Source organism: Devosia sp. P1_H9 (genome assembly GCF_056405135.1).
The window spans coordinates 78,985-99,456 of the sequence record NZ_JBFUCQ010000013.1; the positions used below are offsets into that span (position 1 = coordinate 78,985).

Sequence of the window (20,472 nt, forward strand, 5' to 3'; positions counted from 1 at the left end):
ATGCCTGCCAACGCGGCCAAAGCGCCGACAATCTCGCCCGAGCTGCGCGCGACATTCTTCTACTTCAGCATCTACATGGGGGGAGCGGCCTTCAACGTCTATGGCGGCATCTGGTTCGCCGACCAGGGGCTGACCTCCGAGCAGATCGGCATCATCAACGCGCTCCCGGTGCTGGTGACGCTGCTGCTGAACATCCTCGTGGGCCGCATCGCCGACCGCGCCTCGGACTGGCGGCAGGTCATCGTCCTGGGCTGCGCGCTGTCGGCCATCATCCCGATTGGGCTATTCTACGTCATTGGCGATTTCTGGGGCATCCTGGTCGTCTGGACGCTGGCGTTGCTGCCCGCCGGCCTTATCGGGCCGGTCGCCGATGCCGCGACCATGCGGATGACGCGACGGCGCGGCACGCAGTACGGGCCGATCCGGGCCTGGGGCACCGTCGGCTACATGGTCACGCTGTTCTTCGCGGGCTGGCTCATCGCCACGTTCGGCGGCGGCATCTTTCTGCCGATGTTCGTCGGGTTGTCGATCCTGCGCGGGCTTGTGGCGTTCGGGCTGCCGCGCTTCCGGGGGCCCGAGGGCGAGACGGCGCCCGTCAGCTCCGGCGCGGCGCAGCTGCGCGATGTGATGAAGCCGTTCTTCGTCCTGCCGCTGATCGGCTTTTCGATGGTCTACGCCACACACATCGTGCTCAACGCGTTCCAGGCGTTGCTCTGGATGGAGCAGGGGCTATCGCCCGACCTGATTGCGCCATTGCTGGCCCTCGCGGCCTTCGCCGAGGCAGCGATCATGTTCGTGTTCGGCAAACTGGCCCGGCGTTTCCCGGCCCGCAGCCTGATCCTCCTCTCCGCCGTCACCGCGGTTTTCCGCTGGATCTGCATGGGCTTCCAGCCGGGTCTTGAGTTCCTGATTCCGCTGCAGCTGCTGCACGCCTTCACCTTCGCGGTCGGCTTCATGGGGTGCGTCCACTTCATCGCCAACTGGACCAGCGACGAGATCGCCGCCGAGGCGCAAGGCTTCTTCCAGATGCTGCAGCAGATCATGAGCGTCATCGCGCTGATCGCCTTCGGCTGGCTCACCGGGATGATGGGCGCCAAGGCCTATTTCATCGCTGCCGCCTTCGCGTTGCTGGGAGCTGTACTGATCTGGCTCTCGATCGCCATGCAGGGTCCGAAGCGGCGGACGGAGGCGCGGCTGGGTTGATCGTTGCGCAATATTTTGCGCAACGGCCTAAATGCCGCTATATGAAGAGCATGCGGAGGTCGGCATGCCCTACGAGACCAACACTGCAAGGGTGGTGGCGCGGCTTATCAGCGAAGGCTGGGAGCAGGTCGGCGGGAGCAAGCACGACAAATTCCGCAAGCTCGGTGTCGGGACCATCATGGTCCCCCGACATCGCACGCTGACGCCCGGCGTCGCGCAGTCGATTGCCAAGGCCGCCGGCTGGACCAAGTAGGAGACTGAAATGGCTCGCTTCATTGCATTGATCGATGCGTCGGACGGGGTGTTCGGCGTTGCCTTTCCGGATGCGCCAGGGTGCACCGCCATGGGCGAGACACAACAGGAGGCCATCGACAACGCCACCGAAGCCCTGGCCGAGTGGGTAGCGGATGAGCTAGCGGATGGTCGCGCCGCGCCTTCCCCACGCTCGCTGGATGAACTTGGCAGGCTGACCGAGGTTAGCACGGCGTTGGCATCGGGCGCGGTGCTGGCAATGATCCCGCTCATCCTCGACAGTGGGAAGGTGGCCCGCGCCAACATTTCCATCGACACGGGCTTGCTGGCCGACATCGACGAGGCGGCGCGGTTGCGAGGCGTTACCCGCTCGGCCTTCCTTGCGGCGGCGGCGCGCGACAAGATCAAGGCCGGCGCATAGACCCAAAGAAAAAGGCCCCGCGGTTTCCCACGGGGCCTGTAGTCGAGGTCAAACCTTAGGCGTCAGCCGAGGCGGCCGCTGGCGTGGGCCAGCATGGTGTAGACGCGGCCGCGATCGCTGAGCAGGTACTCGCGGGTTTCGCCGGCCGGGTTCGGCCCGGTAGCGGCGCGCTTCAGCAGCTGCTCGAACTCTGCCATGTAGGTGGCGGCGGTCTTGGCGAAGTCCTGGTCGCGCTGGACGCGTTTCCTGACTTCGTCATAGGTCGCCTGGCCGCCCAGCGTATAGATGCGGCGCGAGAAGACGTTCTGTTCGCCGGCCTGGTAGCGCTGCCAGGCATCGGCCAGCGCGGCCGGTTCCATGGAGCGGGCGATTTCCTCGGTCAGCGTCGAAAGGTTTTGTGCCGGGGCAGCAGTTGGCGCGGCAGGGGCCGGAGCCGGGGAGGGCGCCGGAGCGGCGGCGGTCGGACCAGAGGCGTTGCGAAGCACGTCGCGCAGCCAGCCGCCACCTTCCTCAGCCTTGGGCGCCGCAGCTGCGGGCTTGGCTTCGGCAACGGGCTGCGGGCGCGGTGCGGTGACCACAGTGGCCGGCACGTCGGGCATGGGCACGAACCGCGGCTGGCTGCGGGCCGGCTCAGCCTTGGGCGGCTCGGCGGCGCGCACCGGCTCCGGACGGACCGGTTCCGGACGCGGCTCGGGCCGCGAGGGGGCTTCGTCGCGAGCGATGCTCTGGCGGCTCGGGGTCGACGGGCGACGCTCATTGAGGTCGTGGGTTGCCGGCTGGGCGCGGACGATGGCGTTGAGCTCGGCGAGGGCCTCGATCTGCTCGGCCACGACGCGGCGCATTGCAGCAGCGCTCGACTTGGTCTCCTCGGGCAGCTCCATCACGCCGCGCGCCAGTTCGGAGCGGGTGTTCTCGAGTTCCGAGCCGACTTCCTTGGCAGTGGCGCGCATCGCCGTCGCCGTCTCGTTGAAGCGCTGCGTGGCGGCCTCGAGGGCCTGCTGCATTTCGAGGATCATGGTCGCCTGCGTCTGGCGCAGGGCATCGGCAGCGCGCTGGCTCTCGTTCGCCGCGGTATCGGTGAACGAACCGAGCTGCGTCGCAACGCGGTGCGACGTGCCGTCGAGGGCTTCCTCGAGGAGGTTCGTGCTCTTGCCCAGCACCGACTGCATCTCGGCAGTGGCGTTGGCGAGGGCGCTCTGCACCTTGTCGGTGGTGCCGGTGAGGGCCTGCTCGAGCTGACCGGTGGTCTCGCCGAGGGCGTTCTGCACTTTCTCCGCCGTGGTGGTCAGCACCGACTCAAGCTGGCTGGTGGTTTCGCCCAGGGCGGTCTGCACCTGCTCGGCAGTATTGGTCAGCACGCTCTGCAGCTGACCGGTGGTGTCGGCGAGGGCAGCGTTGATCGTGCCGGAGGTGGCTTCAAGCGTCTCGGCGACGTTGGACGTGGTCGAGGCAAGCAGCTGTTCCATCGACTCGCGGGCAGCGACGAGGCGCAGTTCGGTCTCTTCGACGGTGTCGGAGATCGAGTGGGCGAAGCCGCGCATGCGGGTGTCGATTTCGTCGGCGCGGGCGGTGAAGGCCTGTGCCAGCTCGTCCATGGCCGTGCGGCGCTCGTCGAGGTTGGCGAGCGTCAGCGTGCCGGAGGCCGAGAGGTTCTGCGCGGCGGTGTCGAGGCTCTTGGCCTCGCTGTCGAGGTTGCCGAGCATCGAGCCGAACTCGTTGACCATCGAGGCGATCGAGGCCTGCAGTGCGCCGACATGTTCGGTCACCAGACGGCCGGCTTCCTCGGTCGAGCCGATCGCTTCGCGAACGGTGGTCGAGTAGGTGGCGGTCTGCTGGGCAACCGAGGTCTCGAGGTTGGCGAGGTTCGCCGTCGAGGCGTCGAGCACCTTCTGCAGCAGCATGTTGGAGTCGTTGAGCTTGCCCAGCGCCGTCGTCACATCGGTGAGGATGCGCGAGGTCGACTGGTTCATCAGGTCTTCGGCCTGCGAGGCATTGGTGATCAGCGCCTGGGCCAGGACGTTGCCGTGGTTCTGCAGGCTCATCTCGAGCTGAGCCGAGCTGTCGGAGACCAGCGCCGAGAAGGCGTCGGTCTGCTCGGAGACGACGCGGTTGATTTCCGCGACCTTGCCGCCGATGGCGTCGGCAGCGGCCACCGCCTTGATCGAGATCAGCTCGTCGATATTGCTCGACGCCTGCTGGATCTGCGCCAGCGCGCGACCCACGGCCACGTCCATGCGGTCGGCCGTGGTGGTGACGTCGTCGGCGATATTCTGGGTGGCCGAAACGATGCGGCGGGAGATGGTCTCCTCGATGCGGTCGGCGCCGGCCTCGAGGTCGGTCATCGACTGCACCAGCGCGGTGTTGATCGCGGTGTTGAGCGAGGCCAGGCGCTCGGCCGTGATGTCGGCACGGGCGGTGATCGCCTCAGGCAGGGTGCCCAGGCGCTGGTCGACCATGTCGGTGATGGCCTTGCGGGCCGAGTTGACGCCGGTTTCGATGATGTCGGCGGCCTTGCGGGCGCTCTCGCCAACGGTGCCGGCGGCACCCTCGATGCGGGCATTCACGCCGGCTTCAGCGTCGGCCATGCGGAGGATGGCGCTGTCGATGCCGCGGCCGAGGCCCTCACTGACTTCGGCGACCTTGGTCTCGAGCAGGGTCGAGACGGCGCCGGCGCGCTCAGACATCACATCGGTGACGTTGCGGAGGCTGGCTTCGATCCGGTCGCGGGCGGTGGCGCCCTGGGCGTCGATGGTGCGGGCCAGCTCGCTCGTGCGGTCGCCGATCGCCGCGGCGATGCCGACGGTGTGGCTGCCGAGCGTTTCGGCGAGCTGCTGGGTGCGGGTGTTGAGCGCTTCGGCGAGCTCGGCCGAGCGGGTCGACACGGTCGTCGCCAGTGCCTGAGTGCGCTGGTCGAGGCTGTCGCCGATCTGCTGGGCGTGCTGCTGCAGCGTCGTGTCGAGCGCCTGGGTGCGCTGGTCGAAGCTATCACCGATCTGCTGCGCATGCTGCTGCAGCGCGAGGTCGATGGCCTGCGTGCGGGTCGCGACCGACTGGTCGAGCGCCTGCGTACGGCTGGCAACAGACTGGTCGAGCTCCTTGGCGCGGCTGGTCAGCACGTTGTCGAACTGCTCGACGCGGGCGCCGAGCGCCAGGTCGATGGCCTGGGCGTGGGTGATGATGTTGGTGTCCATGGCGCGGGCATGGCCGGCAATGGTCACATCGAACGCCTTCACGTGCTCGTCGAGCGCGGCGCTCAGCTCGCCGTGGCGGCTCTGCAGCGTCTCGTTGAGCAGCTGGGTGCGGCCGTCGAGGGCGTCGGCGATGATCTGCGTGTGGCCCTCGAGCGAGTCCGAGATTTCGCGCGAACGGTTGGCGATCGACTCGGTGATCTGCTTGGTGCGCTGGCCGAGCGTCTCGGTCATCTCGCGGGTGCGCTGCGACACGATCTCGTTGAAGTGCTCGGACTTCTCGTCGAGCGCCATCTCGAGGACGTTGGCGCGGGCGGCGAAGCTCGCATTGTTCTTGTCGAGCGCGGCGATCAGCTTGTCGCCCTTGTCGCCGATGACGCCGTCGAGGCTCGACAGGCGGTTGTCGATGACCACAGCAATCTCGTCGAGGCGAGCGTCGAACTGCGCGAGGTTCTGCGAACCGGCGCCGGTGAGGGTCACGCGGGCCCGCTCAGTGGTGTCGTCGAGAGCGCCAGAGAGCTCGATCATCGCCGACTGCAGGCGCGATTCCATCGAGTTGACCTGGATCTGCACCTGCTCGTCGAGCTGGTGGCTGAGGCCACTGAGCAACTGCTCGGCTTCACGGGCACGACCGGTGATGTCGGACGCGATACGGGTGCCGATCATGTCGAGCGCGCTCGACACTTCATGGCCGCGGTCGCGCAACTGGTCGAGCAGCGTGATGCCGCCCTGGCTCAGGAGCTTGGCTAGCGAGGAGGTACGGTTGTCGATGGCGTCCGACAGCGTCACGGCGCGGCTATCCAGCGCTTCGGTCAGCGACTGCATGCGGCCGTCGATGACGTTGCTCAGCTCCAGCGTACGGTTCTCGAAGGCGCCGGAAATGGTGCCGGCACGGTCCTCGAGGGTGATGTTGAGGCGTGAGGCGGAGTCGTCGAGGGCAACCAGCAGGTGGCTCGTGCGCTGGTCGATCAGCGACACAAAGCTCTCGGTGCGCTCACCAAAAGCGCCGTTCAACGAATTTCCGGCGGTCTCGAGCGCCTTGGTCAGGTTGCCACCGGATTCGACGATGGTGCCGGCGATGCGCTGGCTGATCATGTCGAGGTCGAACACCAGGCCGGTGTGGCTCTCGGTGATGGCTTCGCGGACGCGTTCGGTATTGGTGATCACCGCTTCGCGCTGGCTCGCCAGTTCCTGGATCAGCGCGCGCATGCGGGATTCATTGTCGGAATAGGTGCGTTCGAGCGCGGTGACCTCGTTATGAATCATCACTTCGAGCTCGCCGGCGCGCGACAGGGCTCGCTCGAGGCCATCGCCCAGCGCGTTCACCTCGCGGCGCACGGCCTGGCCGACCGAGGCGACCTTCTCGGACGCGGTGGTTTCCGGCTCGGCGAGGCGGATCGCCGCCTGCGTCACAGCTGCGGCGGCATTGCGGAGGTCCTGCGCACGGCGGATCAGCGTGGCGATGGCAAAAATGCCGATCACCGGCACGATGGCGAGCGCGAGCAGGCCGATGAAGTCGTTCGAGCCCCAGAAGGCCGCGGTGCCCATGTCGGCGCCGTTGCGGATCATCGCCACCAGAGCGATCGCGACCACCCAGCCGAGCGCCACCAGCCCGGCAACCATGGTCGGCGCGCCGGACGATTTCGACTGCAGGCCGTAAAGGATCTTGGAGGAGGGGAAGCGGTCGTCGTTCGCCACCGAACCGGTCTGCGCCGCGAACTTGTCGGCGGTGCGCTGACGCTCGGAGCGGGGCGAGTTGTCCCTCGGCATGGGCCTTGGAGCGGCCTTTTCCGCCGGTGCCTCTTCAGCCGCGGCGGGCTGGTCCAGGTTCGCGAAAACCGAGTCTTTCAGCGCGTCCTCGACGGCGGAAAAAGCGAGCGTAGCAGGATCGTTCTGGGGTGTTGCGGTCTTTTTGGCCATAACTCTTTACAACTCTCGCATCGGCACTCGGCGGTCGATCAGAGCTTGCATTGGACCACCCCGGGGGTTCCGGTTAGCCGTCCAAATTGGGTAAAATGCGATTCAAATGCCCCGCAGTCTGCCCTATGCCCCACGCCGCCGCACGCTAGGTGGACCTCAAACATACATGCAATTTGAGGCAAACCGAACGCATTCTTAATGGAAGGTTAATTTCGGGTGGGAATGCGGCCGGTTAAGGGCATAGGTAAGATTGTACCCATTCATTTGGCGGCCCCTTCATCCGCTCCCGCTAGTTTGCATCCAGCCTAGAAACGGGCGGGAACGAACCAAGGGCCACGGGGATGAGCGGGAAGAACGCAGTGAAAACGGGGCAGGATGCTCCGCTTCGGGATCTCTCACAGACGCCCATCGACATGGACCATCTGGACCAGCAGTCGCTGGGTGATCCGGGGCTCCGCGACGAGGTATTGCGGCTCTATGCCGAGATGTCGAGCGTCTATCTCGGCCGCATTGAGGACAGCACCTCGATCCCGCTGCTGCTCGAACATCTCCACACCCTGAAGAGCGCGGCCGCCGGCATCGGCGCCTGGGGCGTTCGCGATCTGACCAAACGCGCCGAGGATGCCCTGCGCGCCGGCAATCCGGTCAATCCCGAGCACATCCAGGACATCGCCGCCGCCGTGGCCGATTGCCAGGCCTTCATCGCCGAACTCGTCGGCGCCGAAGAGGCCTGAGCCTGCCTGCGCCGTTTGGCGCGCTTGCGACGAGGGGGCGGCACCGCTATATGCGGCTAACCCTCCCGAGCGAAGTTACATGCCCCACATCACCTATATCGAATCCGACGGCACGCGGCACGAGACCGAGGGCGAGGTTGGATCGACCGTGATGGAGACCGCGATCATGAACGGCGTGCCGGGCATTGTTGCGGAATGCGGCGGCGCCTGCACCTGCGCCACCTGCCACGTCTATGTCGACGACGCCTGGACCGAGACGGTCGGCGGCCCCTCGATGATGGAAGAAGACATGCTCGACTTCGCCTACGCGGTGAAGCCGACCAGCCGGCTGAGCTGCCAGATCAAGGTCAAGGACGCGCTGGATGGGCTCGTGGTGCACGTGCCCGAGCGGCAGGGCTGATCTCGGCAGAGTGTCCCGAACAGCGCCATCGTTCCATCATCGGCGCCCGCCATGGATTCATTTGTCGAGCTAGATTGCCGGACCTCAACGCAATTCTAATCCGCAGCTGCTATGGGAAACATTAAAGCTATTGAATTTCAATGGCTTGTCCCAAAGAGCCGAAGTCAGTATGTATCCGGCTTCGGAAAGGCCGTGAATGGGTGAACTGAACACATTCCCCGTCAGCTACAAAGTCCAGGGTCAGCGCATCGTCATCGTCGGCGGTGGAGAAGAAGCCCTCAACAAAGCCCGGTTGGCCTCTAAGACGACTGCTTTGGTCGTCATTATCTCCCGAAACATCGAAGCCGATTTCTCTGAGCTGCCGGTCACCGTGTTGGCGCGTCCGTTCGAGGACGCCGATCTCGTTGATGCCGCACTGGTTTTCGTCGCGGACCACGGTCCGGATGGTGACGCCGCGAAGCTCGCTGCACGCGCCAAGCGGGTGCCACTGAACGTCGTCGACGTGCCCGAAGAGTGCGATTTCTACACCCCGTCGATCATCGATCGGGCTCCGGTCACCATTGCCGTTGCCACCGAAGGCGATGCGCCGGTGCTGGCTCGGCTGATCCGGGCGCGGATCGAGGCCGCGCTGTCGCCCAACCTTGGTGCGCTGGCCAAGCTCGCCGGTTCGATGCGCGACAAGGTCTCCGCGCTGCTGCCCGGGGCCCGCGCCCGCCGCTACTACGAAGAACTGGTCACCTCGCCCGAGGTCGAAGTCGCGCTGCTCCGCGGGCAGGGCGCCGACAAGGCCGAGACGCTGCTTGAGCGGCATGCCGCCGACGGCGAGAGCCCGGGCGTAGTGTGGCTGATCGGTGCGGGTCCCGGCTCCGAGGATCTCCTCACCCTGCGCGCCCAGCGGCTGCTGCAGGAAGCCGACGTGATCGTCCACGATCACCTGGTGCCTGCTGCCGCGGTCGAGATGGGCCGGCGCGATGCCGAGCGCATCCTCGTCGGTAAGCAGAAGGGCCATCATTCCTTCACCCAGGCCGAGATCAACGCGTTGATCGTGCGGCTCGGCAAGGCGGGCAAGCGGGTGGCGCGTCTCAAGGGCGGCGACCCGATGGTGTTCGGCCGCGCTGGCGAGGAAATCGACGCGTTGAAAGCCGCCGGCATCCCGTACCACATCGTCCCCGGCGTCACCTCGGCGCTGGCTGCGGCCGCAGACACGGCAACGCCGGTGACGTTGCGCAAGGTTTCCACGGGCTTCGTCCTCGCCACGGCGCACGGCGCCGAGTCCGAGGAGCTGAAGCACTGGGCGGCGCTGGCCTCGACCGGCCTGACCCTGGCGCTCTACATGGGCAAGTCGGTCGCCGGCCCGACCGCGACCCGGCTTATTGCCGAAGGCGCCGCCGCGACTATCCCGGTCGGGGTAGTGGTCAGGGCAGGGCGCAAGGATCGCGTGCTCTATCGTGGCACGCTGGGCACACTGGCCGCGGGCACGATCGAGCTTGATGACGGTCCGGCAATCATTTTCGTGGGCGAAGCGATCGCGCACGGTGACTGGAGCGACGCGATCGAACTCGCCAGCTCCGAATTCAAGGTGGCGTAAGTGAGCATGGAAATCCTCACCGGCAATGAGCTGATGAGCGGCGCGACGGTCTATCTGAACCGCGCCGGCAAGTGGGTCGAAGAGCTGCAGCAGGCCCGTGTCTTCCTCGCGGAAGAAGCGGAGGCCAAAGATGCAGCGGTCGCGGCCACCAAGAAGACCGGACGCATCAATTCCATCGAGGTCGAAACGGTCTCGCTGCGCGACGGGGTGATCCATCCCGACCGTATCCGCGAGCGCATCCGCGCCGAGGGCCCCACGGCTCCGCGCTTCGACCGCCAGCATCTCGACGAGGACGGCCATGTATCGATATGACGAGTTCGACGCCGCGTTCGTGAAGGAACGCACGGCGCAGTTTTCCGACCAGGTGGCCCGCCGTCTCACCGGCGAGCTGAACGAGGACCAGTTCCGGCCGCTGCGGCTGATGAACGGGCTCTACCTGCAGCTTCACGCCTACATGCTCCGCATTGCCGTGCCCTACGGCACGATGAGCTCGAAGCAGATGCGGATGCTGGCGCGGATCGCCCGTGACTACGATCGCGGCTATGGCCACTTCACCACCCGCCAGAACATCCAGTTCAACTGGCCGAAGCTGCGCGACATCCCGAAGATCCTCGCGGACCTCGCTTCGGTCGAGATGCATGCCATCCAGACTTCGGGCAACTGCATTCGCAATATCACGACGGATCAGTTCGCCGGCGCCACCGCCGACGAGATCATCGATCCGCGCCCGGTCGCCGAGATCCTGCGTCAGTGGTCCTCGCTGCACCCCGAGTTCAGCTACCTGCCGCGCAAGTTCAAGATCGCGATGACCGGCTCGACCAACGACCGCGCCGCGATCCGCTTCCACGATATCGGTCTGCAGGCAGCGACCAACGCCGTCGGCGAGATCGGCTGGGAAGTCTGGGTCGGCGGCGGTCTCGGCCGTACGCCGATGATCGGCAAGCAGATTTCGCCGTTCGTGCCGCATGAGCACCTGCTCGCCTATCTCGAGAGCATTCTACGCGTCTACAACCGCTACGGCCGCCGGGATAACAAGTACAAGGCGCGCATCAAGATCCTGGTGCACGAGACCGGCATCGACACCATCCGCGAGCAGGTCGAAGAAGAGTTCGCCCACGTGAAGGGCGGCGTGCTGACCCTGCCGCAGGAAGAGCTCGACCGGATCACGAAGTACTTCGCGCAGCCCGACTACGAGCTGGTCAATGAGACCATCGTGGACGTCGCCAAGGAAAAAATACTCAACCCGCCCTATGGCCGCTGGCTCGAGCGCAACCTCAATGCGCACCGGCAGCCGGGCTATGTCTCGGTCACCATTTCGCTGAAGCCGACCGGCGGCGCGCCGGGCGATGCCACCGACAAGCAGATGGAGGTCGTCGCCGACCTCGCCGAACGCTATTCGTTCGACGAGCTTCGCGTCACCCACGAACAGAATCTCGTGCTCCCCCACGTGAAGATTGCCGATCTTCCGGCCGTCTATGCCGCGCTGGTCGAGCACGATCTGGCCGAGGGCAATGCCGGGCAGATCACCGACATCATCTGCTGCCCGGGCCTCGATTTCTGCGCCCTGGCCAATGCCCGTTCGATCCCGCTCGCCCAGGAACTCAGCCGCAAGTTCGCCTCGCCTGAACGGCAGGCCGAAATCGGCGACCTGAAGATCAAGATCTCGGGCTGCATCAACGCCTGCGGCCACCACCATGTCGGCCACATCGGCATTCTCGGCGTCGAGAAGAAGGGCACTGAGCTCTACCAGATCACCGTTGGCGGCGATGCCACCGAGAACGCTGCGATCGGCAACATCCTCGGCCACGGCTTCGTGGTCGAAGAGGTGCCTGCCGCGATCGAGCGGCTGGTCGACGTCTACATCTCGAAGCGCATCAGCGCCGACGAGCCGTTCATCGCTGCCTATCGGCGGCTGGGCGACGCGCCGTTCAAGGAGGCGTTGTACGGCAATGCTTGATCTCGCCGTAGCCCCGGGCGTTCGCGCCCACAAGCCGGACAAACTCCGCGAACTCGGCATCATGTCGCTCAACGGCATGTTCGACGAGATGGACGGTGTCGCCGTACTGCGGCAGGCCGTCGAGGAGTTGCTGGTCGACGACGTCGCCATCGTCTCGTCGTTCGGTGCCGATTCCTCGGTGCTGCTGCACATGGTCTCCGAGGTGAACAAGGACCTGCCGGTCTATTTCCTCGAGACCGGCAAGCACTTCCCGGAGACGCTCGACTATGTCGAGACTCTGAAGCGACACCTCGGCCTCACCAACGTCATCGCGCTCCACCCGGACAGCAAGGACATCCAGCGCTTCGATCCCAACGGCGACCTGTGGGAAACGGATCCGGACTCCTGCTGCCATATCCGGAAGACCGAGCCGCTCGATGCCACGGTTTCCGGCTTCGGCGGCTGGGTCACTGGCCGCAAGCGCTTCCAGACCGCCGAGCGTGGCGTGCTGCCGCATTTCGAGCTGACCAGCGACGACCGCATCAAGGTCAATCCGCTGGCCTATTTCTCCGATGCCGATATCACGACCTACAAGCTCAAGTATGGGTTGCCCGAGCACCCGCTCTACAATAAGGGCTACAAGTCGATCGGTTGCGCGCCGTGCACGAGCGTGGTGGCCGAAGGCGAAGACCCGCGTGCCGGCCGCTGGCGTGGGCTCAACAAGAAAGAATGCGGCATCCATTTCGATTTCAACGGAGCCATCGCCAAACCCATGGCCGCTCAGGAATTGAACCTCTGGAAAGACGGCGCTTTCATCGCCGACCCGTTCCGCGCGTGGGCGGAAGGCGATGATGCGGGCAGCGTGCGCTATACGCACATCCCGCTGCCGGTGTTCCTCGAAAACCGTGAAGCCATCCTGGCCAACCCCCATCCGGTGGGCCTGCTGGTGTCGCCGGGCGACAATGTCGAACTGGTGCAGGGCGATCTCGATCGCTTCAGCTCCATCGCCATCAATTTCCCGGCCTTCGGCGATGGCCGCGGCTACTCGTCATCGCGCCTGATCGCCGAGCGCTATGGCTACAAGGGCGAACTCCGCGCCGTGGGCGATGTGCTGCACGACCAGATTTCGCATATGCGCCGCTGCGGCATGAACGCCTTCGTGGTCAGGCACGAGCCGACCCGTAAGGCGCTCGAAGAAGGCAAGCTGGCCACCGTCGATATCTTCTACCAGCCGGTCGGCAAGACTGAGGTGCCGCTCGGCACCCGGCCGTTCCTCCGCCGCGCCGTCGAGAACGCCTGACACCTCCGTATTCGCGGCGGTTCCCGTAAGCGGGGATCGCCGTTTTCGCCGCGCCTAGCGTGACAGGCGGCGCGATACCTTAGCACTGGAAGGTCGACGCGGCCTTCAGCCAAACGAGAAGCGAATGTCGAACGAAATCGTCACTGATGTGGTCATCATCGGCGCGGGCCCGGTGGGTCTGTTTGCCGTATTCGAGCTGGGTCTGCTCGATGTCAAATGCCACCTCGTCGACATTCTCGACCGTCCGGGCGGGCAGTGCGCCGAGCTCTATCCGGAAAAGCCGATCTACGACATTCCTGGTTTCCCGGTGGTCACGGGGCAGGGCCTCGTCGACAACCTGATGCAGCAGATCGCGCCGTTCGGGCCCCAGTTCCATTTCAGCCGGATGATCACCTCGCTGGTGAAGCAGGACGACGGCACGTTCGTCCTCACCACCGACGCCGATGAGACCTTCCGCTGCAAGGTGGTGGTGGTTGCTGCCGGTGGCGGCTCGTTCCAGGCCAAGCGCCCGCCGGTCGAGGGCATCGAAGCCTATGAGAACAAGTCGGTGTTCTATGCTGTCCGCAAGATGGACGATTTCCGCGACCAGGACGTGGTGATCGTCGGCGGCGGCGACTCCGCCCTTGATTGGACCCTCAATCTGCAGCCGATCGTCCGCTCGCTGACGCTGGTGCACCGCCGCGACGCCTTCAAGGCGGCGCCGGCCTCAGTCAACAAGATGAAAGAGCTGGTCATGGAGGGGAAGATCAATTTCCTCCTCGGCCAGATCGGCAAGATCGACGGCGCCGACGGCCAGCTCCACCACATCCACATCACCATGGATTCCGGCGACATCCCGGTGCCGGCCACGCGCCTCCTGCCGTTCTTCGGCCTCACCATGAAGCTCGGCCCGGTTGCCGACTGGGGCCTCGAGCTCAACGACAACCTGATCACCGTCGACACCGAGAAGTTCGAGAGCTCGATCCCGGGCATCTTCGCCATCGGCGACATCAACCACTACCCAGGCAAGCTCAAGCTCATCCTCTCGGGCTTCCACGAAGCCGCCCTGATGGCCCAGGCCGCCAAGGCCATCGTCTCGCCGGGCGAGCGCGTCGTGTTCCAGTACACGACGTCGAGCACTAAGCTGCAGAAGAAGCTCGGCGTGGTGTGATAGAAGCACCGGCCTCTCCGTGATCCTCCCCCGCGTGGCGGGGGAGGGGGACGAGCGAAGCTGGTGGAGGGGGCGGCCAGGTGCACGGACCTTCGCTGGGATGACACCGGGACAATTTTCCAGTAATGGGGCACGCCCCACGTCACCGGAGCCAATGCACCGATGAAAATCCTCGTCACCGACCAGTCTGGTACCGAACACGAGCTCGAGGGGCTCGATGGCTGGCGCACGATGGAAGTGATCCGCGACTGGGGCCTCAACATCAAGGCCGAGTGCGGCGGCGCCTGTTCGTGCGCCACTTGCCACGTCTATGTCGATGACGAGTGGTTCGACAAACTCCCGGCGCCAAGCGACGACGAGGAAGACCTGCTCTACTCGACGCTAGACAAGAAGCCGAACTCGCGGCTGAGTTGCCAGATCCTCTTGGACGAGGATCTCGACGGGATGCGCGTCACGCTGGCCCCGAGCGCCGCCAAGGACTCCGAGGCGGCATAGTCCCCGCCGCCCATCAGATACGAAAACAGCGGGCGTCCGGAGGTCGCTGGACGCCCGCTGCACTTGGCTCCCGTTAGCGGCGGACCCGGGAGCGCCGGGCTCTGATATGGCCCGTTAGCGAAGCTGCGCTTCGGCCGTCGCGGCAGGACGCAGCAAACTTCCGTAGACCCAGCCTGTCCGGCCGGTCTCGTCGGTGATCAGCACCCAGCCCTGTACGTTGTCGCTGATGTTGACCCAGCTGCCGCCCTTGAGCGTGAACACCTGGGGCTGGGTCTTTTTCGGGCCCGCCCTGACCCGTAGCGCTTCCACCGCGACGGTGTGGCTGAAGGCCGGTGCCGGCGACGCCGTCAGTGGATCTGGTGTAGCGACAGCGATGGATGTCACCGGCACCGATCTGGCGACATTGAGGTCGTCCGCCTTGGCTTGCGGCAGGCGGGCGATGTAGCTGGGCTTGAGATTGGTGGTCTTGACCGGCATGGCCGCGGCAAAGCTGCTCACCGTGTCAGCGCTGTACTTTAATCCCCCAACGGTCAGTGTGCCGGAAACCAGCGCCACGGCCGAGAACGTGGCGAGTGAGACAAGCAGGTGGGCCAATTGCAGCTCCCTTGTTGGAGAGCCGCAAAGCCGCGCTGGACTTGCTCGTCTTGCTCGTGTGTCCGGCTGGCCACGGGCTCTCGTAGCGATATTAAGTTCCGAGGCAGCAGGAAGTTCCGTCGCGCTGTGGAATCGCCCCCGGCGGCGGCACGGCGCCTCAGCTCCGCGCCGCCAGTGGGCGTCGGGCCTAAGCCGCCTGCTCCAGCGCCTCGACGTCGCGCCCGGCCTTCAGCGTCCTGGTGTACCAGGCCAGCTCGTCGAGCATCGCCGTCACGGTCGGCGCCAGGTAGTCGTAGTCGGCAAAGTCCTTGCCGCCGCGCAGCATGCCGAGCAGCGGCTCCATATTGATGTGGACGCCGGCCTTCATCGGCACCATGCTGAGTTCCACTGCCATCAGCCGAAGCTGCTCCACCGCGCGGGCCGCGCCCACGGCGCCATAGCCGACGAAGGCAGCCGGCTTCCGCGCCGGCTCGTCGTAGATATGGTCCAGCGCGTTCTTCAGCACGCCCGAGATCGAGCGGTTGTACTCGGCCGTCACGAAGATGTAGCCGTCGAGTTCCGACACCTTCCGTGCCCACTTCAGCGCCACCTCGTTGGTCTGCGGCACGAAGCGCGGCGAGCCGGCGGCGTCGAAGAACGGGATGGGATAGTCGCGCAGGTCGACGATTTCATAATCGGCGTCGCCGCGGGTCTTGGCGATATCGAGCACCCATTGGGCGGGGCGGTCGGCGAAGCGGGTTTCGCGGGTGGTGGAGAGGATGATGCCGATACGGGGCTGGGTCATTTGGATGTCTGCCTTGTCAGGAATGCATGGGTGGCCACCAACGGAGACCTAGTCACCGTCAGTAACTGGCGCTATGTTGGTGACTACCTCGGAGGTGCACAAGACGGCACCGTTTCTTCACGGAGTTACCCATGGACGACCTGGTCACCCACACGGAACTGCCCGCAGCGACCGCCTCCGACGCCGTTGCTGCGGCGTTCGAAGCCATCCGCACCGAGCCGCACAACTTCGCCGAGTGCCAGCGCGCCATGCTGCCGGTGCACGAGGTGCTGGCGCAGATCAGCGGCAAGTGGACGATTCTCGTGGTGCGCGGCCTCAGCGACGGCCCGAAGCGCTTCTCTGAGCTGAAGCGGCAGATCGACGGCGTCTCTCAGAAGATGCTGACCGCGACGCTGCGCGATCTCGAAAAGGATGGCTTCGTCTCCCGCAAGGTGACCCCGTCGATCCCTCCGCGTGTGGATTATGCGCTGACCGAAATGGGCGAGGAGTTGCAGGAACCGCTGCGGGTCATCGGCAACTGGGCTCATCTCAATCGCCACCGCGTCGAGGAAGCGCGCGAGCGCTTCGCCGAGCGCGAGGCCGAGGCCCGCGCCCTGGCCTGGTGATCAGGCGGGCTTTAGAGCCCGCGCACCGGCCCACTGGTTGACGATCAGCCCGGTCATCACCAATAGCACGCCGACCACCTGAAGCGGCGCCGGGATCACGTTGCGGATCACCGCATCGAGGATGAAGGCCACCACCGGCGTGATCAGCACGAACGGGATCACCGAGGCTGCACCGAGCGCCACGATGGCCCGGAACCACAGGATGAAGGGCAGGGCGGTCAGCACTACCGCAAGGATCGCCAGCCCCAGCACGTTGCTCCACTCGATCGACGCCGGCAGGTCGCCGACGAGCAGCGCGAGCACCGCGAGCTCGGTGCCGCCGATCAGCAACTGCCAGGCGGTGAAGCTGACCAGTGACATTTCGGCAGGCCGGCCCCAGCGGTTGATCAGGATGCCGCCCAATGAGCCGGCGACCACGCTGCAGAGCGCTGCGACGACCCCGAGCATGTCGATCCCCGCATCGCCGCGCAGGATCACCAGCGTCACACCAACCGCGCCGATCAGGATCGAGACGATCTTCAGCAGCGTCGGCGGCTGGCTGAGGAGGGCCCAGGCGAGGAGGATCGTGATCAGCGGTCCCAGCGTCTGGAACGTCCCGGCGACACCGCCGGGCAGCCGGATGGCCGAGATGAACAGCAGCGAAAAGAACGCCCCGAAGTTCAGCGTCCCCAGTACGATCAGCTTGGGCCAATAACCCCTCGGCACCATCTGCCGGGCAAACGCCAGCAACAGCAGGCCACCGCCCAGCGCCCGCACCGAGCCGATGAAGATCGGGTTATGCGGCAGCATGGTTGTGGTGATGATGTAGGTGAAACCCCACAGGATCGCCGCGCACAGGGCAGCCAATTTCAGGTTCATCGCGGGGCTCGGGAATCAGGTGGAATGGCGAGCGTAGGACCCACGAGCTGGGCTGGATAGTGCCACAGCGCATCTCCCTCCTTGCGGGGGAGAAAGCGAAAGCTCGGGTTTAGCGCAGCCAAGCCCTTAGTTTTCGCAAGAGGGGGGACGTTCTGGCCACGGTGCCCTCCACGTCCCCCTCTTGGAATTTCCAAGGCTTAGCCCAGAAGCTAAGCCCAGGAAGTTCCATTCTCCCCCGCAAAGGGGGAGATGGGCATCGAGTTCGTCTGTCCATTCATCCCCCGTTCACCGTCGGCGACATACGCAGCGCGCGCTTCGCGGGGGGCTTCGCGAGGGTCACGATGGACTTCTATACAATCTTCAAATTCCTGCATGTGCTCGCAGCCATGGCCTGGTTCGGCGGCGGCGCGGTCATGCTGCTGCAGGCGGTGCTGGCCATGCGCCAGGGCGACGACGAAAGCCTGATGCGGGTCACGGGCGGTCTCGGCAGCCTTGCCATGCTGTGGTTCCTGCCGGCCTCGGGGCTGACGCTGCTGTTCGGCCTCGTCACCGTGCTGCTCGGCAACCTCTGGGGCGAGGCGTGGGTCATTCTTGGGCTGCTCGGCGCCCTGGCCAGCTTCGTCGTCGGCCACTTCTTCCTGCGCCCGATGGGCGAGCAGGCCGCTGGGCTCATTGCGGACGGCAAGGTCGCCGAGGCCGCGGTGTTCGGCAGCCGGATGATCCGCATCGCCATGGTCGATTACGCCAGCATCGTCGCCATCGTCGCGCTGATGGTGCTCAAGCCCGGCTGGACTGACATTCTGGCACTGCTCGTGATCTATGGCGGCCTCGGCATCGCCGCCTTCCTCATCCTCGGCGGCAGGGAGCGCCTCAGGGCACTCCGCGCCGAGTGAGCGCTGGTGATCGCCGCCTTGCTTGGGGGCGGGCGGCGATCACCGGTGGGACTCAGTCGTCCTCGTCTTCATCCTCGTCGTCATCATCGTCTTCATCGTCGAAATCCATGTCGACAAGTTCAGCGACTTCCACCGTGCCGCCATCGGCGAGCACCGGGCAGCCTTTGGCGATGGCCAGCGCAGCGTCCATGTCGTCGGCTTCGACGATCGAGTAGCCGCTGACCGCATCGGACGGCGCAGGGCCCACCGAACCATCGGACCCGACGGTCATCGTCGCGCCGACCGGGCTGCCGAGATCCAGCATCGCCTCGCCGGTGGCTTCGAGCCATTCGTTCCAGGCCAGCATCACGGCCGCCTGCGCCTCTTCGCTCTCGGGGTTGCCACCGCCATGGTAGGCCAAGAGATAGTTGGGCATCGCGCATCTCCATATCGCCGGCAAAGTGCCGGATAGGAAACGGGTAGCCCGTCGATGCGACTCTTGTGTGAAGGCGATCAGGCGGTTTTGCGCTCGATTTCCTCGACCGTCTGCTGCGGCGCGGCGAAGCGGCCGACCCAGTCGGTGAAGCGCTCCACCCAGATACCCAGATTGGTGCGGATACGCTCGTCGGTGATATTGCCGTCGTCGTCAATCGAGCCGGGGCGAGACTGGAAATAGATCTCCGGCGCGCCCATCAGCGCGAGGCCCAGCACCGGCAGGATGGAGCGCAGGTGCGCCTGCGCTGCCGCCGTGCCGCTGACGCCGCCGGTGGCGCCGGCAATCGCGGCGGGCTTGCCCGACCACACGCCATCCCCATAGGGCCGCGACGGCCAGTCGATGGCGTTCTTCAGGATGCCCGGAATCGAACGGTTGTACTCGGGGGTGACGAACAGCACGGCGTCGGCTGCCGCGATCTCGCGCTTCAGCCGGATCACCTCGGCCGGCGGATCGTTCCACAGCGCGTCGTCATAGAACGGCAGGTTGCCGATCTCGATATAGTCGAACGCCAGCCGGCCGGCAGCCAGCTTTTCCAGCGCCTTGGCGAGCTTGAGATTTGACGAAGTCGGGCGTGTGCTCCCGACGAAAACGGCAACCCGGTACATCGGTGCCCCCTTGGTTACAATTTGTGACTGGGGGTGGATATGTGCCTATGGTTCGAACGGCGCAAGGCGGCACAAAGTTGTAACTGGCATCCGCCCGACAAACGAAAAGGCCGGGCATGGGCCCGGCCCCCTCAGAAGGGCAAATGGTCCTTACAGCGTGTCGCGCAGCCAGGCGGTGGTCTTGTCGATCACCTGCTTGCCGATCTCGGGCTGCTCGCTGTAGACGCCGAGCATGTGGTCGGCGCCGGGAATGGTCAGGGCTTCGGTCTTGCCGGCGGCCAGTCCGAGATACTGCCGGAAATAGCCGGTGGCAGGGTCGGCATCGCCGGCGATGGTCAGGAACGGCCCGGCATACCCGGAGAACCGCGCTGCGAGATCGTGCTTGGCGAGGCTGTCGAAGAACGTCTGCTTCAGTGTCACGACGCGCCAGCCGAGATCGACGCTGGCGACACCCTCAGTCTTCGCCTTGTCGTAGAAGTCCTGGCCGAGGAACTCGTGGAACTCCGCCTGCAGGTCGCCCATCTGGCCCCACACCACCACCGACTTGAAGTCGTCGGGCTCGAGCATGGCGACCGCAGCGCCGAAGCTGTAGCCGATGACGCCGACGCGGGCCGCATCGATGCCGTCGACGCCAGCGAGATAGGCGCGGGCCTCAGCGGCATCCGCGACCAGCCCCTCGAGCGTAGTGTCGGCCATGTCGCCGGTGCTCTCGCCATAGCCGCGGAAATCGATGCGCAGCGAGGCGATGCCTTCGGCGGCCAGTGCCGCGGCCTGCTGGGCAAACAGCCCGCCCACTTCGTCACGCGAGCTGCCGAAGCCGTGCAGCATCACGACGGCCGAACCGGTGGCGCCGGCGTCCGGCACGGACAGGGTGCCCTTCACACCACTGGGCAGGTCCACGACCGTCTCGGCCGCGAGGGAAACACCGGCCAGCAGCGCGAAAGCGAGGGTGGCGGCGGTCTTGGTGCTGGTGCTGAGGATCGACATCGACATTCTCCGTTGTTGGCGCGAGGCCGAGTTGATGTCGTCAGTTCTAGCGATGGGGACCGGACCGAGATTGGAGAAATCCGA

At 65.6% G+C, this 20,472-nt stretch carries 20 protein-coding genes; 13 read left to right on the forward strand and 7 right to left on the reverse strand.

Annotated features, from left to right (window positions below):
* The 3 genes from AC1DYL_RS20290 (at position 1) to AC1DYL_RS20300 (ending at position 1,876) form a co-directional block, all read left to right on the forward strand.
* Positions 1-1,203, forward strand: a complete 1,203-nt coding sequence (locus tag AC1DYL_RS20290) for an MFS transporter (protein WP_477174556.1) — start codon at positions 1-3, stop codon at positions 1,201-1,203.
* A gap of 64 nt (positions 1,204-1,267) precedes the next feature.
* A complete protein-coding gene (locus AC1DYL_RS20295) occupies positions 1,268-1,456 on the forward strand; it encodes a type II toxin-antitoxin system HicA family toxin (RefSeq protein ID WP_477149668.1) in 189 nt (62 codons plus the stop codon).
* A gap of 9 nt (positions 1,457-1,465) precedes the next feature.
* Entirely contained in the window at positions 1,466-1,876 is a 411-nt protein-coding gene (locus AC1DYL_RS20300) for a type II toxin-antitoxin system HicB family antitoxin (RefSeq protein ID WP_477174557.1), read from the forward strand.
* Between the two features lie 62 nt (positions 1,877-1,938).
* On the opposite strand, the gene AC1DYL_RS20305 is transcribed toward AC1DYL_RS20300, so the two are convergent.
* Entirely contained in the window at positions 1,939-6,984 is a 5,046-nt protein-coding gene (locus AC1DYL_RS20305; protein WP_477174558.1) for an apolipoprotein A-IV repeat region-like domain-containing protein, read from the reverse strand.
* A 413-nt stretch (positions 6,985-7,397) separates the two neighbouring features.
* Between AC1DYL_RS20305 and AC1DYL_RS20310 the strand changes: the two genes are divergently transcribed.
* The 8 genes from AC1DYL_RS20310 (at position 7,398) to AC1DYL_RS20345 (ending at position 14,587) form a co-directional block, all read left to right on the forward strand.
* Positions 7,398-7,718: an Hpt domain-containing protein gene (locus tag AC1DYL_RS20310; RefSeq protein WP_477174559.1), complete on the forward strand. Its 321-nt coding sequence runs from the start codon at positions 7,398-7,400 to the stop codon at positions 7,716-7,718.
* A 79-nt stretch (positions 7,719-7,797) separates the two neighbouring features.
* The gene (locus AC1DYL_RS20315) at positions 7,798-8,118 is read left to right on the forward strand and encodes a 2Fe-2S iron-sulfur cluster-binding protein (RefSeq protein ID WP_055878326.1); all 321 of its coding nucleotides are present in this window, start codon (positions 7,798-7,800) and stop codon (positions 8,116-8,118) included.
* A gap of 196 nt (positions 8,119-8,314) precedes the next feature.
* Positions 8,315-9,706, forward strand: a complete 1,392-nt coding sequence (gene cysG / locus AC1DYL_RS20320) for a siroheme synthase CysG (protein WP_477174560.1) — start codon at positions 8,315-8,317, stop codon at positions 9,704-9,706.
* 6 nt (positions 9,707-9,712) lie between these two features.
* Positions 9,713-10,018 (forward strand): DUF2849 domain-containing protein, encoded by a 306-nt coding sequence (locus tag AC1DYL_RS20325; RefSeq protein ID WP_477174583.1) that lies wholly within the window; start codon positions 9,713-9,715, stop codon positions 10,016-10,018.
* Positions 10,005-11,663 carry a nitrite/sulfite reductase gene (locus AC1DYL_RS20330; RefSeq protein ID WP_477149663.1) on the forward strand — a complete coding sequence of 553 codons (1,659 nt, stop codon included), beginning with the start codon at positions 10,005-10,007 and terminating at the stop codon, positions 11,661-11,663. The genes AC1DYL_RS20325 and AC1DYL_RS20330 overlap by 14 nt, the downstream gene beginning before the upstream one ends.
* Entirely contained in the window at positions 11,656-12,942 is a 1,287-nt protein-coding gene (locus AC1DYL_RS20335; RefSeq protein WP_477174561.1) for a phosphoadenylyl-sulfate reductase, read from the forward strand. Before AC1DYL_RS20330 ends, AC1DYL_RS20335 begins: the two co-directional genes overlap by 8 nt.
* 124 nt (positions 12,943-13,066) lie before the next feature.
* Positions 13,067-14,092 (forward strand): NAD(P)/FAD-dependent oxidoreductase, encoded by a 1,026-nt coding sequence (locus tag AC1DYL_RS20340; RefSeq protein WP_477174562.1) that lies wholly within the window; start codon positions 13,067-13,069, stop codon positions 14,090-14,092.
* 162 nt (positions 14,093-14,254) lie between these two features.
* Positions 14,255-14,587: a 2Fe-2S iron-sulfur cluster-binding protein gene (locus AC1DYL_RS20345; protein ID WP_477174563.1), complete on the forward strand. Its 333-nt coding sequence runs from the start codon at positions 14,255-14,257 to the stop codon at positions 14,585-14,587.
* 114 nt (positions 14,588-14,701) lie between these two features.
* Here AC1DYL_RS20345 and AC1DYL_RS20350 read toward each other — a convergent pair whose 3' ends face one another.
* Together AC1DYL_RS20350 and AC1DYL_RS20355 are read right to left on the reverse strand one after the other, a co-directional pair.
* Positions 14,702-15,181: an SH3 domain-containing protein gene (locus AC1DYL_RS20350; RefSeq protein ID WP_477174564.1), complete on the reverse strand. Its 480-nt coding sequence runs from the start codon at positions 15,179-15,181 to the stop codon at positions 14,702-14,704.
* 187 nt (positions 15,182-15,368) lie between these two features.
* A complete protein-coding gene (locus AC1DYL_RS20355; protein ID WP_477174565.1) occupies positions 15,369-15,965 on the reverse strand; it encodes an NADPH-dependent FMN reductase in 597 nt (198 codons plus the stop codon).
* A gap of 131 nt (positions 15,966-16,096) precedes the next feature.
* Between AC1DYL_RS20355 and AC1DYL_RS20360 the strand changes: the two genes are divergently transcribed.
* Positions 16,097-16,570 (forward strand): winged helix-turn-helix transcriptional regulator, encoded by a 474-nt coding sequence (locus AC1DYL_RS20360; protein ID WP_477174566.1) that lies wholly within the window; start codon positions 16,097-16,099, stop codon positions 16,568-16,570.
* Here the strand turns inward: AC1DYL_RS20360 and AC1DYL_RS20365 are convergent, their stop codons facing one another.
* Entirely contained in the window at positions 16,571-17,428 is an 858-nt protein-coding gene (locus AC1DYL_RS20365) for an EamA family transporter (protein WP_477174567.1), read from the reverse strand. It lies immediately after the preceding gene.
* A gap of 341 nt (positions 17,429-17,769) precedes the next feature.
* Here AC1DYL_RS20365 and AC1DYL_RS20370 point away from each other — a divergent pair, with 341 nt between their 5' ends.
* Positions 17,770-18,321, forward strand: a complete 552-nt coding sequence (locus AC1DYL_RS20370; RefSeq protein WP_477149654.1) for a DUF2269 family protein — start codon at positions 17,770-17,772, stop codon at positions 18,319-18,321.
* A 52-nt stretch (positions 18,322-18,373) separates the two neighbouring features.
* Here AC1DYL_RS20370 and AC1DYL_RS20375 read toward each other — a convergent pair whose 3' ends face one another.
* The 3 genes from AC1DYL_RS20375 to AC1DYL_RS20385 all read right to left on the reverse strand — a co-directional run bounded on the left by AC1DYL_RS20375 (position 18,374) and on the right by AC1DYL_RS20385 (position 20,388).
* Positions 18,374-18,736 carry a YciI family protein gene (locus AC1DYL_RS20375; protein WP_477158615.1) on the reverse strand — a complete coding sequence of 121 codons (363 nt, stop codon included), beginning with the start codon at positions 18,734-18,736 and terminating at the stop codon, positions 18,374-18,376.
* 77 nt (positions 18,737-18,813) lie between these two features.
* The gene (locus AC1DYL_RS20380; RefSeq protein ID WP_477174568.1) at positions 18,814-19,401 is read right to left on the reverse strand and encodes an NADPH-dependent FMN reductase; all 588 of its coding nucleotides are present in this window, start codon (positions 19,399-19,401) and stop codon (positions 18,814-18,816) included.
* Positions 19,402-19,551: 150 nt separating this feature from the next.
* On the reverse strand, positions 19,552-20,388 hold the full coding sequence (locus AC1DYL_RS20385; protein ID WP_477174569.1) for an alpha/beta hydrolase family protein: 837 nt from the start codon (positions 20,386-20,388) through the stop codon (positions 19,552-19,554).
* Positions 20,389-20,472 lie beyond the last annotated feature (84 nt).

Excerpts from the sequence above, each read along its gene's own strand:
- AC1DYL_RS20360 (WP_477174566.1), top strand. The coding sequence starts at position 16,097 with ATGGACGACCTGGTCACCCACACGGAACTGCCCGCAGCGACCGCCTCC.
- cysG (WP_477174560.1), top strand. The coding sequence starts at position 8,315 with ATGGGTGAACTGAACACATTCCCCGTCAGCTACAAAGTCCAGGGTCAG.
- AC1DYL_RS20310 (WP_477174559.1), top strand. The coding sequence starts at position 7,398 with ATGGACCATCTGGACCAGCAGTCGCTGGGTGATCCGGGGCTCCGCGAC.
- AC1DYL_RS20315 (WP_055878326.1), top strand. The coding sequence starts at position 7,798 with ATGCCCCACATCACCTATATCGAATCCGACGGCACGCGGCACGAGACC.
- AC1DYL_RS20305 (WP_477174558.1), bottom strand. The coding sequence starts at position 6,984 with ATGGCCAAAAAGACCGCAACACCCCAGAACGATCCTGCTACGCTCGCT.
- AC1DYL_RS20380 (WP_477174568.1), bottom strand. The coding sequence starts at position 19,401 with ATGTACCGGGTTGCCGTTTTCGTCGGGAGCACACGCCCGACTTCGTCA.
- AC1DYL_RS20375 (WP_477158615.1), bottom strand. The coding sequence starts at position 18,736 with ATGCCCAACTATCTCTTGGCCTACCATGGCGGTGGCAACCCCGAGAGC.
- AC1DYL_RS20385 (WP_477174569.1), bottom strand. The coding sequence starts at position 20,388 with ATGTCGATCCTCAGCACCAGCACCAAGACCGCCGCCACCCTCGCTTTC.
- AC1DYL_RS20335 (WP_477174561.1), top strand. The coding sequence starts at position 11,656 with ATGCTTGATCTCGCCGTAGCCCCGGGCGTTCGCGCCCACAAGCCGGAC.
- AC1DYL_RS20345 (WP_477174563.1), top strand. The coding sequence starts at position 14,255 with ATGAAAATCCTCGTCACCGACCAGTCTGGTACCGAACACGAGCTCGAG.
- AC1DYL_RS20340 (WP_477174562.1), top strand. The coding sequence starts at position 13,067 with ATGTCGAACGAAATCGTCACTGATGTGGTCATCATCGGCGCGGGCCCG.
- AC1DYL_RS20355 (WP_477174565.1), bottom strand. The coding sequence starts at position 15,965 with ATGACCCAGCCCCGTATCGGCATCATCCTCTCCACCACCCGCGAAACC.
- AC1DYL_RS20365 (WP_477174567.1), bottom strand. The coding sequence starts at position 17,428 with ATGAACCTGAAATTGGCTGCCCTGTGCGCGGCGATCCTGTGGGGTTTC.
- AC1DYL_RS20325 (WP_477174583.1), top strand. The coding sequence starts at position 9,713 with ATGGAAATCCTCACCGGCAATGAGCTGATGAGCGGCGCGACGGTCTAT.
- AC1DYL_RS20300 (WP_477174557.1), top strand. The coding sequence starts at position 1,466 with ATGGCTCGCTTCATTGCATTGATCGATGCGTCGGACGGGGTGTTCGGC.
- AC1DYL_RS20290 (WP_477174556.1), top strand. The coding sequence starts at position 1 with ATGCCTGCCAACGCGGCCAAAGCGCCGACAATCTCGCCCGAGCTGCGC.
- AC1DYL_RS20295 (WP_477149668.1), top strand. The coding sequence starts at position 1,268 with ATGCCCTACGAGACCAACACTGCAAGGGTGGTGGCGCGGCTTATCAGC.
- AC1DYL_RS20330 (WP_477149663.1), top strand. The coding sequence starts at position 10,005 with ATGTATCGATATGACGAGTTCGACGCCGCGTTCGTGAAGGAACGCACG.
- AC1DYL_RS20370 (WP_477149654.1), top strand. The coding sequence starts at position 17,770 with ATGGACTTCTATACAATCTTCAAATTCCTGCATGTGCTCGCAGCCATG.